At 73.7% G+C, this 16,258-nt stretch carries 11 protein-coding genes; 1 reads left to right on the forward strand and 10 read right to left on the reverse strand.

Features of this window, described 5'->3' with window-relative positions; all coding sequences use genetic code 11:
• From Aau02nite_RS21880 to Aau02nite_RS21925, 10 genes are all read right to left on the reverse strand, one after another.
• Complete coding sequence (locus Aau02nite_RS21880) at positions 1–2,136, reverse strand: esterase-like activity of phytase family protein (protein WP_212990391.1); 2,136 nt, start codon at positions 2,134–2,136, stop codon at positions 1–3.
• A gap of 62 nt (positions 2,137–2,198) precedes the next feature.
• Complete coding sequence (locus tag Aau02nite_RS21885) at positions 2,199–3,404, reverse strand: glycosyltransferase 87 family protein (protein WP_246595341.1); 1,206 nt, start codon at positions 3,402–3,404, stop codon at positions 2,199–2,201.
• Positions 3,401–4,768, reverse strand: coding sequence for a polyprenol phosphomannose-dependent alpha 1,6 mannosyltransferase MptB (gene mptB, locus Aau02nite_RS21890; RefSeq protein ID WP_246595342.1), 1,368 nt, complete (start codon positions 4,766–4,768; stop codon positions 3,401–3,403). The genes Aau02nite_RS21885 and mptB (Aau02nite_RS21890) overlap by 4 nt, the downstream gene beginning before the upstream one ends.
• Entirely contained in the window at positions 4,765–6,183 is a 1,419-nt protein-coding gene (gene mptB / locus Aau02nite_RS21895; protein WP_212990392.1) for a polyprenol phosphomannose-dependent alpha 1,6 mannosyltransferase MptB, read from the reverse strand. The genes mptB (Aau02nite_RS21890) and mptB (Aau02nite_RS21895) overlap by 4 nt, the downstream gene beginning before the upstream one ends.
• A 66-nt stretch (positions 6,184–6,249) precedes the next feature.
• Positions 6,250–7,848: a hypothetical protein gene (locus Aau02nite_RS21900; protein ID WP_212990393.1), complete on the reverse strand. Its 1,599-nt coding sequence runs from the start codon at positions 7,846–7,848 to the stop codon at positions 6,250–6,252.
• Positions 7,841–10,876 (reverse strand): bifunctional [glutamine synthetase] adenylyltransferase/[glutamine synthetase]-adenylyl-L-tyrosine phosphorylase, encoded by a 3,036-nt coding sequence (locus Aau02nite_RS21905; RefSeq protein WP_212990394.1) that lies wholly within the window; start codon positions 10,874–10,876, stop codon positions 7,841–7,843. Before Aau02nite_RS21905 ends, Aau02nite_RS21900 begins: the two co-directional genes overlap by 8 nt.
• 91 nt (positions 10,877–10,967) lie before the next feature.
• A complete protein-coding gene (locus Aau02nite_RS21910; protein ID WP_212990395.1) occupies positions 10,968–11,753 on the reverse strand; it encodes a type 1 glutamine amidotransferase in 786 nt (261 codons plus the stop codon).
• Positions 11,754–11,875: 122 nt separating this feature from the next.
• Positions 11,876–12,322, reverse strand: a complete 447-nt coding sequence (locus Aau02nite_RS21915) for a GNAT family N-acetyltransferase (protein WP_212990396.1) — start codon at positions 12,320–12,322, stop codon at positions 11,876–11,878.
• 153 nt (positions 12,323–12,475) lie between these two features.
• Positions 12,476–12,901: a DUF350 domain-containing protein gene (locus tag Aau02nite_RS21920; RefSeq protein ID WP_212990397.1), complete on the reverse strand. Its 426-nt coding sequence runs from the start codon at positions 12,899–12,901 to the stop codon at positions 12,476–12,478.
• 83 nt (positions 12,902–12,984) lie between these two features.
• Positions 12,985–14,337 carry a glutamine synthetase family protein gene (locus tag Aau02nite_RS21925; protein ID WP_212990398.1) on the reverse strand — a complete coding sequence of 451 codons (1,353 nt, stop codon included), beginning with the start codon at positions 14,335–14,337 and terminating at the stop codon, positions 12,985–12,987.
• Between the two features lie 134 nt (positions 14,338–14,471).
• Here Aau02nite_RS21925 and Aau02nite_RS21930 point away from each other — a divergent pair.
• A partial coding sequence (locus tag Aau02nite_RS21930) for an NAD+ synthase (protein ID WP_212990399.1) occupies positions 14,472–16,258 on the forward strand: 1,787 nt, incomplete at its 3' end.

The following is a 16,258-nucleotide window of genomic DNA, read 5'->3' on the forward strand; positions in this document are numbered from 1 at the left end:
TCAGAACAGGCGGCCGAGGCGCAGGAAGACCGTCTCGCCGGTGGCGTCGTCGACGGCGTCGTTGTCGGTCACCGCGTACGCCTGGCCGTTGCCCGCGACCGCGAGCCCTTCGACCTTGTCCTGCACCCAACCGTGGTCGGCCCGCAGCGCCGGCAGCAGGTCCCTGACCAGCCGCTTGCCGACGACCGGCACGCCGGTCCAGGTCCGCGGCACGTCGAAGCGGTAGATCTTCTTGATCGCGGCGGCCGGGCCCCGCTGGTTGTCCCGCTCGACCACCGCGAAGGTGTCGTGGTCGACGGCGACCAGCTCCGACAGCCCGGTCCAGCCGGCCGGCGCCACGTCCAGCGGGTACGCCAGCCAGGACCACACACCGTCGCGGTAGCGGCCGATCCGCGCGGTGGTCTCGCCCTTGAGCGGGCGCTGCACCGCGACCCACACGTCAGCGCCGGTGACGGCGATGCCCTCCAGGCCGTTCGTGGTCACCGCGGCGGCCACCTCCGGCGGCAACGGGATCTCCTGCTGGACGGCGCCGCGCGCGTCCAGCCGTACGAGAAGGTCGGGTCTGGTGGCGGAACCCTCGACGGCCAGCCAGTAGCCGCCGTCCGTCCGGGCGGCGACGCCCTCGGCGTCGTAGCCGGCCGCCGTGCCGTCCTTCGTCACGGTGAGCTCGCGGACGACGGCCGCGGGCCGCGCGGCCACGTCGATGGTGAGCAGCCGGGTCGGGCTGTACGCGCTGTCGGTCACCGAGACCAGCTGCCGCGGCCGGCCGGGCACCGCGGAGAGCCCGGACAGCGTGCCCCACGGGATGTCGCGCCGCGAGACCACCGACGGGAACAGCGACGGGCCGGCCCCGTAGATCTGGACGGTGCCGCGGATGCCCTCCTCCGGAAGCTCCTCCTCGCTGGAGACGACGATCAGGTCCCGCGACGGCACGGCCACGACCCCCTCGGGGCCGTTGGTCGTGGGCAGCAACTGCCGGAACTTCGGCGCCGAGGGCCGCGAGACGTCGTAGACCGCGGTGAAGTTGCCGCGTTCGGCGTTGACGAAGACGTACGGGACACCGTGGAACCGGCCGAACGCCACGTTCTCCGGCTCGATGCCCTTGGCGTCGGAACGCTTGTCGGGGTAGAGCCCGTGCGCGACGGCGAGGTGCTCGAGCGAGTTGCCGGCGTCCCAGACCACCGCGCCGCGCCGGTCGAAGATCGTCCAGCCGCGGGACCCGCCCTGGTAGTCGCCCTCGTTGGCGGTGGCGAACAGCTCGTCGGAGAGCCAGGTGACGCCGTCGGGCTCCCGCGCGGCGGTGATCGAGCCGGTGCGGCTGATCCGGTCGTCGTCCTCGGTGTCCACCCCCGTAACGGTGACCGTGCCGGCGCTGAAGTGCCGGACCACCTGGCGGCGGGGCAGCGACACGATCGCCAGGTGGTTGTTCTCCTGGAGGCTGACGACCGCCTCGTCGCGGGAGTTGATGCTGACGTACTCGGGCTCCGGGTCGCCCGGCGCGACCTGGGCCAGTCCGGTCAGCGCGACCCGGCTGACCGCCCACGTGCGGGTGTCGATCACGGCCAGGTGGCCGCCCGGCGCCTGCGGCAGCGCCCCGTCGGCGACGTCCTCGTCGCGCTGGTTCTCGATCGCGACGGCGAGGTAGCGGCCGCTGGGCGCGACGGCCACCGAGTCGGGCTGGCCGCCGAGCTCCAGCGTGCGCACGATCGCCCGGGTGCGGGCGTCGACCACGAGCAGCCGGCCCGACGGGTCCGTGAAGCTCGCGCTCGTGTCGACCGCGGCCAGCAGCAGGTTCCCGAGGTGGGCGACCGAGGTCGGCTCGCCCGGCACGGCCAGGGTGCCGGTGGGCCGGGGCCGGGCCGGATCGGTGATGTCCACGAAGCCGAGCCGCCGGCCCGGGCTGTCGGTGTAGACGACCGTGCGGCCGTCCCCGGTGACGGTGGAGATCTCGGCGGCGGCGGTGTCGGCGACGCCCGAGTTCAGGTAGACGGGCACGGTGGCGAGCCGCTGGAAGCTCAGCGGTTGGCGCTGCGGGTGCGCGACCGCCGTCGCGGGCGGCGCGGCGACCGCGGCGAGGGCCACGATGCTGCCCAGGGCCACAGCTTTTCCGGTACGGCGTAACGGTGTTGCGGGCATGAGGTGTCTCCGGGTGAGAGCGGGTCGCGCGTCCCGCTCTGCCTACGGGCACCCTCCGACCCTCAGGTGGCCACCCGGGAAACGTCCGGTGACTCCGCCTTGCCGATCGGCTCGGCATCGGGCACTTCGGCGGCCGGCGACGCGCGCAGCGGCATCCAGATCAGCAGGGCCAGGCTGAACCAGACGTAGAGGTTGCTGCCGATGATCGCGAGCGGCGGGCGGGGCCCGCTCTCCCAGGCCCAGGTGAGCCGGGACGTCAGCACGACGTACGCGGCCCCGCCCAGCCACAGGGAGCGCCGGTCACGGCGGGCGGACAGGCCGGCGTCGAGGCAGCGGACGATCGCCGGCAGCAGCCACACGCAGTGGTGCACCCAGGTGACCGGGCTGATCAGGCAGCCCAGCAGACCGGTCAGGGCGAGGCCGCCCAGATAGTCCCCGGCCCGGGCGGCGGCGCGGACCCGCCAGGCCCAGAACGCCAGGGTGGCCAGCACGCAGACCAGCCAGACCCGGGCCTCCACGGTGTCCAGCGGCAGCCGGGCCAGCAGGCCGCGCAGCGACTGGTTGGACAGATACTCAAGGTTGCCGACCCGGTTGGTGTCCCACAGGGCGGCGGTCCAGAACTCGCGGGACTCGTCCGGGAAGAGGCCGGCGGCGACCAGGGTCACGGCGGTGGCCGCGGCGATCGACGTACCGGCCGCCCGCCAGCGCCCGGTGACCAGCAGATAGAGGATGAAGACGCCCGGGGTCAGCTTCACGGCGGTGGCCAGTCCGATGCCCACCCCGCCCCACTTGCGCCCGCGGGCCACCCCGAAGAGCACGTCCCCGGCCACGACCGCCAGCAGCACGGTGTTGACCTGCCCGAAGCCGAACGTCTCGCGGACCGGCTCGAAGCACAGCGCGAGCGCCACCGCGATGCTGCCGGCCAGCCAGGGCGTCCAGCGGGAGCGCCGGATGATCGGCCCGGCCAGCCACCAGGTCACGAAGGCGGTGCTGGCCACTGTCGCCGCGCCCGCGATCACCAGGACCAGCCCGAACGGCAGGTACGCCATCGGCACCATGACCAGACCGGCGAACGGCGGGTAGGTGAAGCCGTACGGGGTGCCGTCCTCCAGCCAGTCGTAGACCATGCCGTCGTCGCGGAACCAGTACCGCACGGCGCCGGAGTAGACCCGCGAGTCGAAGAAGAAGTGCAGTTCGGCGCTCCACCACAGGACACCGGCGGAGACGAGGGCCGCGAGGGCGGCGAAGATCCAGGCCCGGCGCGTCACGCGGACACTCTACGGTGGCGCAGGCGGCGGGCCTGCCGGACGGCCAGCACGACCAGGACGGCGGTGACGACCAGCGCACCGGGCACGCGGGTGAACAGCGACCAGTTGTAGCCGGCCGGCAGGGTCAGCGTGGCCGCGAGCGCGCTCAGGCCCAGCACCCAGCGCCGTTCCGCGGTGGTGGCGGCCAGCACGGCGAGGGGCCAGAACGCGTACCAGGGGTGGAAGACAGGCGCGCAGAGCACCGTCACGCCCAGCGCCCAGCCGGCGCCCGGGAGCGCTCCGCCGTCGCGGGCCCGCCACCACAGCACGGGCAGCAGCACCACCAGCAGCAGCACGCCGAGGACGCGGGTCGCTCCCACGGCGTCCACCCCGGTGACGGTCTGCACGGTCAGTCCGACGGCGGTCGACGGCGACGTCCACGCCACGGTGTCGCCGCTGCGCAGCAGTCCCGCGATCCAGCCCAGGCCGCGCCCGGAGACCAGGGACACCAGGCCCACGGCGCCGGCGGCACCGGCGGCGATCAGGGCCGCGGGCCGCCACAGGGCCCGTACCGGCGAGGACGGTGGCACCGCCGCGAGGACGGCGAAAGGCAGCACGACGACCGCGGTGGCTTTGACCGCCACGGCCAGGCCCAGCGCCACCCCGGCCGCGACCAGCAGCGCCGGGGACGGACGGGCGGCGACCAGGGCCAGCCCCACCACCAGCAGACCCACCATCAGCGCGTCGTTGTGGGCGCCGGAGACCAGGTGGATCAGCACCAGCGGACAGGCCAGCACCGTCCACACCGCGCGGGCCGGGTCGATGCCCGCGCGCCGGGCCAGCACCGGCAGCCCGGCCGCGACCAGGCCCAGCCCGGCCAGGGCGATGACCCGCAGCCCGGCGATCACCCCGGCCAGCGAATCGCCGAGGGCGACGGCCCAGCCCGCCAGCAGCAGGAAGAGCGGACCGTAGGGCGCCGGCGAGGTGCGCCAGGTGGTCGACACGGAACCCAGCCACGGGCAGCCGAAATCCTGCACGCCCCCGGCATACGGGTCGCCCCCGGCGTGCTGGACGAAACCCTGGCAGGCGTACGAGTAGACGTCCTCACTGCCCAGCGGCAGCATCGGCAGCACCGGCAGCATCCACAGCCCCGCGGTGACCAGCGCCCACCGCGTCGACGGCACCCGGTGGCGCCCGAACCACCAAGCGCACAGCAACGCCGCCAGGCCGAGCACCCAGCACAGCGGCAGCAGCACGCCCTCGCGCCCGGCGAGCATCGTGCCGGGCGTGACCGTGGTCCCCCGGGCGAACGGCGAACCGCCGAGGTAGGCGGCCGCCGCGACCAGCACGCTCCCGGCCAGCCCGCCCCACCTGATCAGCCTCACGCCGCGGTCACCAGTTCCCTCCCGCGCAGCCAGGTCACGCTGCGGTACGCGACCCAGCCGATCAGGACGATCATCGCGAACGACATCGGCACGCCCAGCGGCCGGAACACCCCGGTGCCCTCGGGCAGGATGGTGGCCATCGCGAAGACCACCGTCCCGGCCAGCCACCGGGCCCGTGCGGTGCCGACCGCGAACAACGCCAGCGGCCAGATCAGGTACCAGGGCTGGGTGATCGGCGCGAAGAAGATCACCGCGAGCAGCGCCAGCCCAGCTCCGACCAGCGGATCGCGGTCCCGGGAACGCCACAGGATCACCAGCAGGGACACCCCGAGCAGCACCAGCGCCACCGCGCGCACCGCCGGCACGACCCCGAGGTCGGCGCCGAACCAGCGGCCGGCCGCCTCGACGGCCAGACCCACGGCGGTCGGCGGGGACGACCAGTTCACCGACTCCCCCGCGCCGGACAGCGCGGTCAGCCAGCCCAGGCCCAGCCCCGAGGCGAACGAGCCGGCCACCAGCACGGCGAGCGCGGCACCGACGACCGCTCCCCCGCGCTTGATCAGCCCGGCCCAGCCCGCGGCCCGCAGTCCACCGACGGCGAGCAGCGCCGCGAACGGCAGCACCACCCCGATCGTGATCTTGATGGAGATGGCCAGGCCGAGCAGGGCCCCGCCGATCAGCAGGGTGGTCCAGCTCTTGACCGGCGCTGCCAGCACCGCGAGACCGGCGACCATGAACGCCACCGTGAGCGCGTCGTTGTGGCCGCCGCCGATCAGGTGCACCGGCACCAGCGGGCAGCAGAGCACCAGCCACAGCGCCCGGTCGACGGGCGCGCCGACGCGCCGCGCCAGCACGGGCAGGCAGGCGGCGATCGCGACGACGCCCAGCACGGCGAGGACCCGGAAGGAGATCAGGGCGGCCAGCTGCGAACCGAACGCGGCGGCCAGCCCGGCCAGGACGAGAAAGACCGGGCCGTACGGGGTGGGCGTGTCGCGCCAGACCACGGAGACCGAGTCCAGCCAGGGACAGGGCTGGGCCGAGACCCCGACCAGGTACGGGTTGAAGCCGGCGTGCACCAGGGCGCCCTGGCAGGCGTTCGCGTACATGTCCCGGCTGGCCAGCGGCGGCACGACCAGCAGCGGGGCGGACCAGAGGGCGGCGGTGACCAGGATCCACCGAGGGGTGAGCTGCAGGCGGCGGCCGTACCACCAGGCGACGCAGAGGGCGGTCAGGCCGGCGAACCACAGCAGCAGGATGAGGGCGCCGGCCGGCTCGCGCAGCACGCTGACCACGTTCACGTTGCGGCGGATGAAGGGCGCGGCGCCGTAGAGGAACGCGTCCACCGCGCAGCACACGGCACCGAAGAAGCCCAGCCAGCGCAGGAACGCGGGGCGGGCCAGCAGCCCTGAGATCATGACAACGGCCTCGTGCGGACCCCTCGTGACCGTGGCATGCGCGTCAGCGTACCCATCGGCTTGCGCTCAGCACGCCGGTCCGGGCCGCAGCGAGCTGGTGAGCCGGAACTCACCCGGGGTGGTGACGCGCAGCTCCGTCCAGCCCTCCGGTCCGGGGGCCAGGCAGGCTCCCGGGCCGCGCACGCTGAGCCAGCGCGACCAGTGCACCCGGACCAGCACGTCGGCGCGCGCCGGGACGCGCACGGTGACGCCGCCGCGGTCGCTGCGCGCGAGCTCGGCCGGCACCGACACCAGCGGCTGCGCGTCGGTGACCTCGTAGAGGCGCCAGGTGTCGTTCTGCCACACCGGGCGCAGCTCCGGCAATCCGGCGAGGACCAGGGCGGACTCGGTGCGGGCGTACCGGTCGGGCACCGAGCCGGGGGCGATGGCGACGTAGGTGACGGCGTTGGCGCGCAGCCAGGTCACGTAGTCCTGCGGGGACAGGACGTCGCGGTAGAACAGGGCGTTGCGGTCCGTGTCGACCTGGCGTTCCCAGCCGCGGGCCAGCGGGACCTGCGCGGCGGCGTACACGGACTCCCAGTGGTCCCGCAGCGGGACCACCTCGACCCGGCCCGGTTCCCGCCGGGCCAGCTCCTCGACCAGCGGCCGATGGAACGACGGGCGCGACTCGGGCGACCCCGCGCGGCCCAGGTCACCGGTGACCACGAACGGCTGCCACCAGAAGACGGCCACGAGCAGCAGGGCCGGCCGGACCCGCCCGAACCCGACCAGGGCGGCCAGCACCGGGATCGTGAACAACATGGGCAGCCGCAGCGCGTTGGAACCGATCGGGCTGGGCAGATAGAACGCACCGAGCAGCAGGACGACGGTCAGCGCCGCCCCGATCCGCACGGCGAGCCAGCGCGGCGGAACGACCACGGCGACCAGCACGGCGAGCGCGACATGGATCTTCATGGACTCGGCGGTGAAAGGTTGCCGGCCGCCGTTGCCGAAGAGCAGGGCCATGGGGGCCAGCGCCAGCACCGGGCCCAGGCAGAGGGCCAGCGCCTGCGGCCAGTGGGCGTCCGGGCGCCACGACCGGAAGCCGGCCCGGACCGGGCCGGTGAGCAGCAGGGCCGCGCCCGCCAGGCCGGCGAAGAGGCCGGCGACAGGGCTGGCCCAGGTGGCCAGGGCGCCCAGTCCGAAGACGGCAACGATCCGCCCGCGCCTCCGCCATCCCGATCCGGCGTCGGCTGCGGCGCACAGGGCGGCCAGGGCGAGGGCCAGGCCCACCGCGAAGGTGATCCGGCCGCTGGCCAGGTTGGCCGCGAAGACCAGCACGCCGAGCAGGGCACCCGCCAGCGGCCGCCGCACCCCGGTGCGCCACAGCAGCCACCCGAAGAGGACCGAGGCGGCCACCGCCGCCAGCGCCCCGAGCACGCGCATCCCGATCAGTGATCCCAGCGGCGCCGTCAGCAGGCTGTAGCCGAACTGGCCGACCCCGCCGTACCAGCCGAAGTCGACCGGCGCCCAGCCGTGGGCGGCGAAGAACTCCGCGCGGGCCTGCTGCGCGGCCAGGTCAGTGCCCATGGCCGGGGCCAGCAGGAACGCGACCGCCAGCGCCACGGCGGCGCCGAGCGTCGGCGCCAGCACCCTCAGGAGCCCGCGCCGGTGCTCCTCATGCATCGAGGACGCGCTCCATCGCCGCCCGCGAACGCCGGGTCATGCGCAGGTACCGGTCCACGAACTCACCCGGGTCGCCGCCGCCGAGCAGCAGCACCACCCCGGCCAGTTCCACGCCGTGGCGCGGGAGCTGGTCGGTCGGGCGGCCCCGGACCAGGGTGAGCGCATTGCGGACCTGGGCCGCCAGCGTCCAGCCCGCGGTCATCGCCGCCGCGTCCACCTTGTCGATCAGCTTCGCCCGCAGCTCGGCGGAGAGCGCCTCCAGGGTGCGGGTCATCCGCAACGCGGGCAGCGCGTACCCGTGGCGCAGCTGCAGCAGCTGCACCGCCCACTCGACGTCGGCGAGGCCGCCCCGGCCGAGCTTGGTGTGCGTGTTCGGGTCCGCTCCGCGGGGCAGCCGCTCGGTCTCCACCCGCGCCTTGATCCGCCGGATCTCGATGACCTGCTCGCGGGTCAGGCCCCCGCTGGGATAGCGCATCCCGTCGGCGAGCTGCTCGAACTCGCGGCCCAGTTCCGCGTCGCCGGCCACGAACCGGGCCCGCAGCAACGCCTGCGACTCCCACACCTTCGACCAGCGGGCGTAGTACTGCGCGTAGGCGTTGAGGCTGCGCACCAGCGGGCCCTGGCGGCCCTCAGGGCGCAGGTCGGCGTCGACACCGAGCGGCGGGTCGGGCGCCGGGGCCCCGAGGGTACGGCGCATCTCCTCGGCGATGGCGTGGGCCGAGGCGCTGGCCTGACCGTCGGACATGCCCTCCGGCGGGGCGTAGACGAACAGCACGTCGGCGTCGGAGGGGTAGCTCAGCTCGTACCCGCCGAGCCGGCCCATGCCGATCACCGCGAACCGCAGTCCCTCCGGGCCGGGATGCACCCGCCGGGCGGCGTGCAGCGCCGCGCCCAGCGTCGCGTCGGCGACGTCGGAGAGGGCGATGCCGATCGCGTGCACGTCCAGCGGCTGCGCCGGGGCCAGCTCGCCGGCCCGGCTCAGGATGTCGGCGCAGGCCAGCCGGAACAACTCGCGGCGGCGCAGAGCCCGGACAGCGGTGATGGCCTTGGTCGCGTCGGTGGTGTCGGCGGCCAGATGCCGGTCCGCGGCGGCGATGAACCCGTCGCGCAGCACGTCGCGGGGGCGCGGCTGCAGCTCGGCGTCGTCGGCGAGCAGCCGCAGCGCCTCCGGGTCGCGGGTGAGCAGATCGGTGGCGTACCGCGACAGGCTCAGCACCCGGGCCAGCCGGCGCGCGACCGGGCCGCCGTCGCGCAGCAGGCGCAGATACCAGGGGGTGGTGCCCAGCTTCTCCGAGACGTGCCGGTAGCTGAGCAGGCCGCGGTCGGGCTCGGGCGAGTCCGCGAAGTCCTGCAGCAGCATCGGCAGCAGGGTGCGCTGGATCGCCGCCGTACGGCTGACCCCGCCGGTCAGCGACTGCAGGTGGCGCAGCGCCCCGGCCGGGTCGGCGAAGCCCAGGATCTCCAGGCGGCGCCCGGCCGACTCGGGTGTCATCCGCAGCGCCTCGGCCGGCACCCGGGCGACCGCCTCCAGCAGCGGCTGGTAGAGCAGCTTGGCGTGCAGCCGGCGGACGTGCGCGGCGTGGCCCACCCAGTCGGACCGGAACGCCTCGACCGCGTCGCGCCCGGCCAGCGCCTTGTAGCCCAGGGCGGCGGCGAGCCAGCGCAGCGCCTTCGGGTCGTCCGGCACGGTGTGCGTCCGCCGCAGGTTCTGCAACTGCAGCCGATGCTCGACGCTGCGCAGGAAGCGGTAGCCGCGCAGCAGCGTCTCGCCGTCCTCGCGGCCCACGTACCCGCCCGCCACCAGCGCGCGCAGCGCGGCCAGGGTGCCGGGCTCGCGCAGCGTCTCGTCGATCCGGCCGTGCACGAGCTGGAGCAGCTGCACGGCGAACTCGATGTCGCGCAGGCCACCGGGGCCGCGCTTGATCTCGCGCTCGACCTCGCGGGCGGGCACGTTGTCGATGATCTTGCGGCGCATGTCCCGGACGTCCTCGACCGCCTCGGGACGCTCGGCCGCGTGCCAGACCAGCGGGGCCAGGTCGTCGATCCACTCCGCCGCCAGGTCCAGGTCACCGGCCGCCGGACGGGCCTTGAGCAGCGCCTGGAACTCCCAGGTGCGGGCCCAGCGGCGGTAGTACGCCTGGTGGCTGGCCAGGGTGCGGACCAGCGGGCCACGGTTGCCCTCCGGGCGCAGCGCGGCGTCGACCGGCCAGGCCACGTGTCCGCACACCTCGATGAGCCGGGCCGCGACGGCGGTGCCCGCGCTGAGGTCCTCGTCACCGGCGGCCACGAAGATGACGTCCACGTCGGACACGTAGTTGAGCTCGTAGCCGCCGCACTTGCCCATCGCGACGACCGCCAGGCGGGGCGGGGCGGTGCCCGCGGGCAGCCCGGCGAGCGCGATCGCGTACGCCGCCGCGAGGGTCTCGTCGGCCAGCCGGGACAACGCGGCCATGGTCGGCTCGAGGCCCCGCCCGCCGGTCAGGTCGGCGGCGACGATACGCAGCAGCGCCATCCGGTACGCGGTGCGCAGCAGCGGGACGGTCGGCGGGCCCTCCCCCGTCGAGTCGCCGAACTCCAGGTGCCCCTCCGCGTTCGGCGGCAGGCCGGTCTTGCCGGTGGCCAGCACCCGCCACTGGTCCGGGTTGGCGACCAGGTGGTCACCCAGTGCGGACGAGGCGCCGAGCACCGCGACCAGCCGGCGCCGCAGGCCCGCGTCGGAGTAGACGGCGTGCAGTACGGCGTCGGCCGCCGGGCTGTCGGAGATCTCCTCGCCGGGCCCGGTCACCGGACCGCCGCTGCCGCGCTGGGCCGCCCGGGCCACCGCGTCGACCATGCGGTGCAGCTGGCGCAGGGCGAGGGTGGGATCCGCGGCCCGGGACAGGGCGTGGATCAGCTCACCGGCGTCCCCGTCGACCGGGGCCTGCGCCTCGGCGTCCCACAGCCGCAGCCCGCCGGGGCCGAGCAGGTCGGCGGCGCGGGTGCCGTTGTCGGCGAAGCCGTACCGGGCCAGCCGGCTGGGCCTGGTCATGCGGCGCCCTCCTTCGGCATGCCCTTCCGGCCCTCGCCTGCGATGCCGTCGTTCGCCGCAGCCTGGTGCCGCTCGGTGCAGGCGGTCATGCCTACTGCCCCAGCAGCGGGAGGGTGCGGATCGTGCCGGGATTGGGGATGTCGGCGTCGGGGAGGGTGCCGAGGGCCAGCGCGGCGAACCGGGCCGCGAACGGCTGCCAGACCTCCTCGACGTCGGGCAGGATCTCGGCCGTGGCGGCCACGACCGCCTCGGCGTCGTAGCCGAGCTCGTCGAGCGCCGCCACGTCGGTGCGGGTCCAGTCGGCGATCATGCCGGCGTCGCACTCGATGTGGAACTGCAGGCCCCAGGCCCGGTCACCGAGCCGGAACGCCTGGTGCGGGTAGCGCGACGAGGCGGCCAGCAGCACCGCGCCGATGGGCAGCTCGGTGATCTCGTCGCTGTGCCACTGCACCACGTCGGGCAGCAGCGGCACGTACTTGAACAGCGGGTCGCCGTCCGCGGCGTCGCGCCGGCCGACCAGGCCGGGCCCGATCTCCGGTCCGGACGTGCTGCGCTCGACCAGGCCGCCGTGCGCCGTCGCGAGCAACTGCCCGCCGAGGCAGACCCCGAGCGTGGGGACGTGGTGGCGGACCGCCTTGCGCAGCAATCCCTCCACGGCGGGGAACCAGGGTGCACCGGGATCGCCGGCGGCGTTCGGATAGGCGCTCTGGTCGCCGCCGAGCACGACCAGGGCCACGTGCTCGTCCAGCGTCCCGGGCAGCGGGTCGCCCAGATGCGGGCGCACGACGGTCAGCTCCAGGCCGGCCTCGGTGAGCCACTCACCCAGCCTGCGGAGGTCGTCGGACGGATCGTTCTCGATTACCAGCGCTGTACCCACGCTCCGAGGCTATCGGGTGGGGCCGGCGCCGGCCCCCGGCCCACCCGTTCCCGTGGCTCACGGAAGAACTTGCCTGGGTTTTCCGCCGCGGGTGGGTCAGCCCTCGTGCCGGGCCGCGGTGATCACGATCTCGTCCAGCGGGCCACGACCTCGTCGTCCTCCAGCTCACCGGTCTCGACGAAGCCCAGCGAGGCGTAGAGCGCCCGGGCGGCCTCGTTGGCGGGCGAGTAGCTGAGCGCGACGTTCGGGCAGTCCGGGTCGGCGGCCAGCCGCTCCACCAGCGCGCCGATCATGGCCCGGCCGATCCCGGTGCGCTGCCGCGCGGCGTCGACCACGACCCCGCCGATCCACCGGCTGCGGTCGTCGTCGATCCCCCACATGCAGAAGCCGACGACCTCCCCGTCGCGCACGGCGGCCAGCGGCTGCCAGGTGTCGCCGTAGTTGCACAGGCAGAGGTAGTAGGTGACGGCATTGACGAACTCGCGCTGGCCGGGATGCACGGTGAGGGCGGCGCAGGCCCGCCAGTTGGCCGCGGTGACCGGCTCGATGGTGATGTCCACGCCGGGCATCCTCGCCGACGACGGCCGGCCGGGCGACCGGTTTCAGCCCAGGGTCAGCTGCGTCACCGGGCCGGCGGCCGCACCCCCGGCCCGGTCACGCGATGCCGGCGGTCGAGCCCCCGGCCCGGCCCGGCAATACCGGCGGCCGAGCCCCCGGCGCGGTCAGGCGATGCAGGCGCAGACGATCAGCGCCGCACCGAAGTGCGAGGCCGCGCTGACCATGGCACCCGGGTGCCGGTCCGGGGTGCAGATGACCTCGCCCAGCTTGCCGGGGGTCATCCAGTCCAGCACCAGGAACGCCATGGCCATCACGGCGATGCCCAGCAGGCCGAAGATCACCGTGGACGCGAGGCCCCGGCCGAACTCGTCGTAGCTGGTGAAGATCGCCGTGAAGACGATCAGGGCGATGCCGAGCTGATTCGCCGAGAGCAGCAGGGCGGCGTTCGGGTTGCGGTCCACCCAGATCAGGTCGCGCAGCTTGCCCGGGGTCAGCAGGTCGACCAGCAGAAAGCCGACAGCCATCAGCCCGATACCGACCAGGCCGAACACAATGCTGCGCCCAGCACCCTCAAGCAGATCTTCCAGCACGGCTTCTCCCTCGTCACGACGTCAGAGGGCACCGTATCGGACCAGCGCACCCCGGTGATCCACCGCCGGGCCGATTGTGGATATCAGAGGGCCCCGAGATACCGCTGACGCTCGTACGGCGTCACCTCACGACGGTACTGCTCCCACTCCTGACGCTTGTTGCGCAGGAAGAAGTCGAAGACGTGCTCGCCCAGCACCTCGGGGATCAGCTCCGACTTGGCCATCACGTCGATCGCCTCGGCCAGGTTCTCCGGCAGGGCGTCGTAGCCGGCCGCCTTGCGCTCGGCCGGCGACATCGACCAGACGTCGTCCTCCGCGCCCGGCGGCAGCTCGTAGCCCTCCTCGATGCCCTTGAGCCCGGCCCCGAGCATGACCGCGAAGGCCAGGTACGGGTTGGTCGCCGAGTCCAGCGAGCGGACCTCGACCCGGGCCGAGTTCGGCTTGCCGAAGGCGGGCACCCGCACCAGCGCCGAACGGTTCAGCGCGCCCCAGCTCACGAACGCCGGCGACTCGGTGATCCGGTCGGGCAGCTGCATGGGGAACAGCCGCTTGTAGGAGTTGACCCACTGGTTGGTGACCGCGGTGTACTCGCGGGCGTGCACGAGCAGGCCGGCGATGAACGCGCGGGCCGTCTTCGACAGCTTCAGCGGGTCGTCACCGTCGTGGAAGGCGTTGCGCTCGCCCTCGAACAGCGACAGGTGGGTGTGCATGCCGCTGCCGGGCTGGTCCGTGTACGGCTTCGGCATGAACGTCGCGCGGACCCCCTGGGAGAGCGCGACCTCCTTGACGACGTGCCGGAACGTCATGATGTTGTCGGCGGTGGTCAGCGCGTCCGCGTACCGCAGGTCGATCTCCTGCTGGCCGGGGGCGACCTCGTGGTGGCTGAACTCGACGGAGATGCCGATCCGCTCCAGCGCGAGCACGGCCTGACGCCGGAAGTCGCGGGCGACCGAGTGCGTGGTGTGGTCGAAGTAGCCACCGCCGTCCACCGGGACCGGCACCGAGCCGTCCAGCGGGCCGTCCTGCACGAGGAAGAACTCGACCTCGGGGTGGGTGTAGAAGGTGAAGCCCTTCTCGGCCGCCTTGGCCAGCATCCGGCGCAGCACGTGCCGCGGGTCGGCCCAGGCGGCGCTGCCGTCGGGCAGCAGGATGTCGCAGAACATCCGGGCGCTCTCGCCGCTGGCGCCACCCTCGAACGGGAAGACCTGGAACGTGGTCGGGTCGGGCATGGCGACCATGTCGGACTCGGAGACCCGGGCGAAGCCCTCGATGGCCGAGCCGTCGATGCCGATGCCCTCCTCGAAGGCGGACTCCAGCTCCGCGGGCGCCACCGACACGCTCTTCAGCGTGCCGAGCACGTCGGTGAACCAAAGCCGGACAAAACGGATGTCGCGCTCTTCGAGCGTACGAAGCACGAACTCCTGCTGTCGGTCCACGTCAACCCCTCGTACTTGCCGGCGCCCAGTCTCTCCCGGTCCCGTTACGCCGAGATTACGCTGACCATGGCTCACAGCCTGCCCCGGGTGAGGCCCGCTACGTGCGTAGCCGGCGCTGGGGAAGAATACCGGTCATGCCTTCGTTGCGCGTCGCTCTCGCCCAGGTGAACTCCACCGTCGGGGACATCCCCGGCAACGCCGCGGCCGTCCGGCACTGGTCCCGGGTGGCCGCCGGCGCCGGGGCGCAGCTGGTGGCCTTTCCCGAGATGATGCTCACCGGCTATCCCATCGAGGACCTGGTCTTCCGGGACTCGTTCGTGCGGGCGTCGCGGGCTGCGCTGCGTACCCTCGCCACCGACCTGGCCGCCGACGGCCTGGGCGACGTCGCCGTGGTCGTGGGTTACGTCGACGCCGACGGCCCCGCGCCGACCAGCGCCGACGCCGTGCCCGGCAGCGGCCGGCGCGACGCGTCCGCGCTGCTGTTCGGCGGCGGGATCGCCGCGACGTACTTCAAGCACCACCTGCCCAACTACGGCGTCTTCGACGAGGACCGCTACTTCGAGCCGGGCGACTCGCTGACGGTCGTGCGCCTCGGCGGCGTCGACGTCGGGCTCACCGTCTGCGAGGACCTGTGGCAGGCCGGCGGGCCGTTCACCGCCGCCCGGCGGGCCGGGGTCGGGCTGGTCGTGAACATCAACGCCTCGCCGTACGAGCTGAACAAGGACGACATCCGGCTGCCGCTGGTCAAGCGCCGGGCGGCCGAGGCGGGCGCGACGATCGCGTACGTGAACATGGTCGGCGGCCAGGACGAGCTGGTCTTCGACGGCGACTCGATGATGGTCACCGCCGCCGGCGAACTGCTCACCCGGGCCGGGCAGTTCACCACCGAGCTGCTGGTCCACGACCTGGAGCTGCCGGAGGCGGACGCGGTCGAGAACGAGCCCGGACCGGCCCCCGCCGCCGAGGCGCCCCGCGTCGAGGAACGCACGGACGACGCCATGGGCATCACCCGCGTCACCGTCGCCGCACCGCTGCGCCCGCTCACCGACGGCCCGGCGGTCGGCGGCATCGCCGAGCGGGTCAACGACGAGGCGGAGATCTGGTCGGCGCTGACCCTGGGCCTGCGCGACTACGTGGAGAAGAACGGCTTCAGCTCGGTCGTACTGGGCCTGTCCGGCGGCATCGACTCGGCGGTGGTCGCCGCGATCGCCGTCGACGCCCTCGGCCCGCAGCGAGTGGTGGGCATCTCGATGCCCAGCGGCTACTCCTCCGCCCACTCCCGCGACGACGCCGCCGACCTGGCCAAGCGCACCGGCCTGGACTACCGCAGCGAGCCGATCCAGCCGATGGTCGACGCCTTCCTGGCCAACATGTCGCTCTCCGGTCTGGCGGTGGAGAACCTGCAGGCACGGGTCCGCGGCGTCATCCTGATGGCGCTGTCGAACCAGGAGGGTCACCTGGTGCTGACGACCGGCAACAAGAGCGAGCTGGCGGTCGGCTACTCGACGCTCTACGGCGACTCGGTCGGCGGCTTCAACCCGCTCAAGGACGTACCGAAGACGATGGTGTGGAAGCTGGCCCGCTGGCGCAACACCCGGGCCGGCTCGCCCATCCCCGAGAACTCGATCGCCAAGCCGCCCAGCGCGGAGCTGCGCCCGGGCCAGGTGGACAGCGACTCGCTGCCCGACTACGACCTGCTGGACGCCATCCTGGCCGGCTACATCGACGGCGACCAGGGCCGCGACGACCTGATCGCGGCGGGCCACGACGCCGCCCTGGTGGACCGGGTGCTGCGCATGGTCGACCTGGCCGAGTACAAGCGCCGGCAGTCCGCGCCGGGCACCAAGATCTCCATCAAGGCCTTCGGCCGCGACCGCCGCCTGCCGATCACCAACCGCTTCCGCGAAGGCTTGCCGGAGCG

Source organism: Actinoplanes auranticolor, assembly GCF_018332655.1.
GTDB classification, from domain to species: Bacteria; Actinomycetota; Actinomycetes; order Mycobacteriales; family Micromonosporaceae; genus Actinoplanes; species Actinoplanes auranticolor.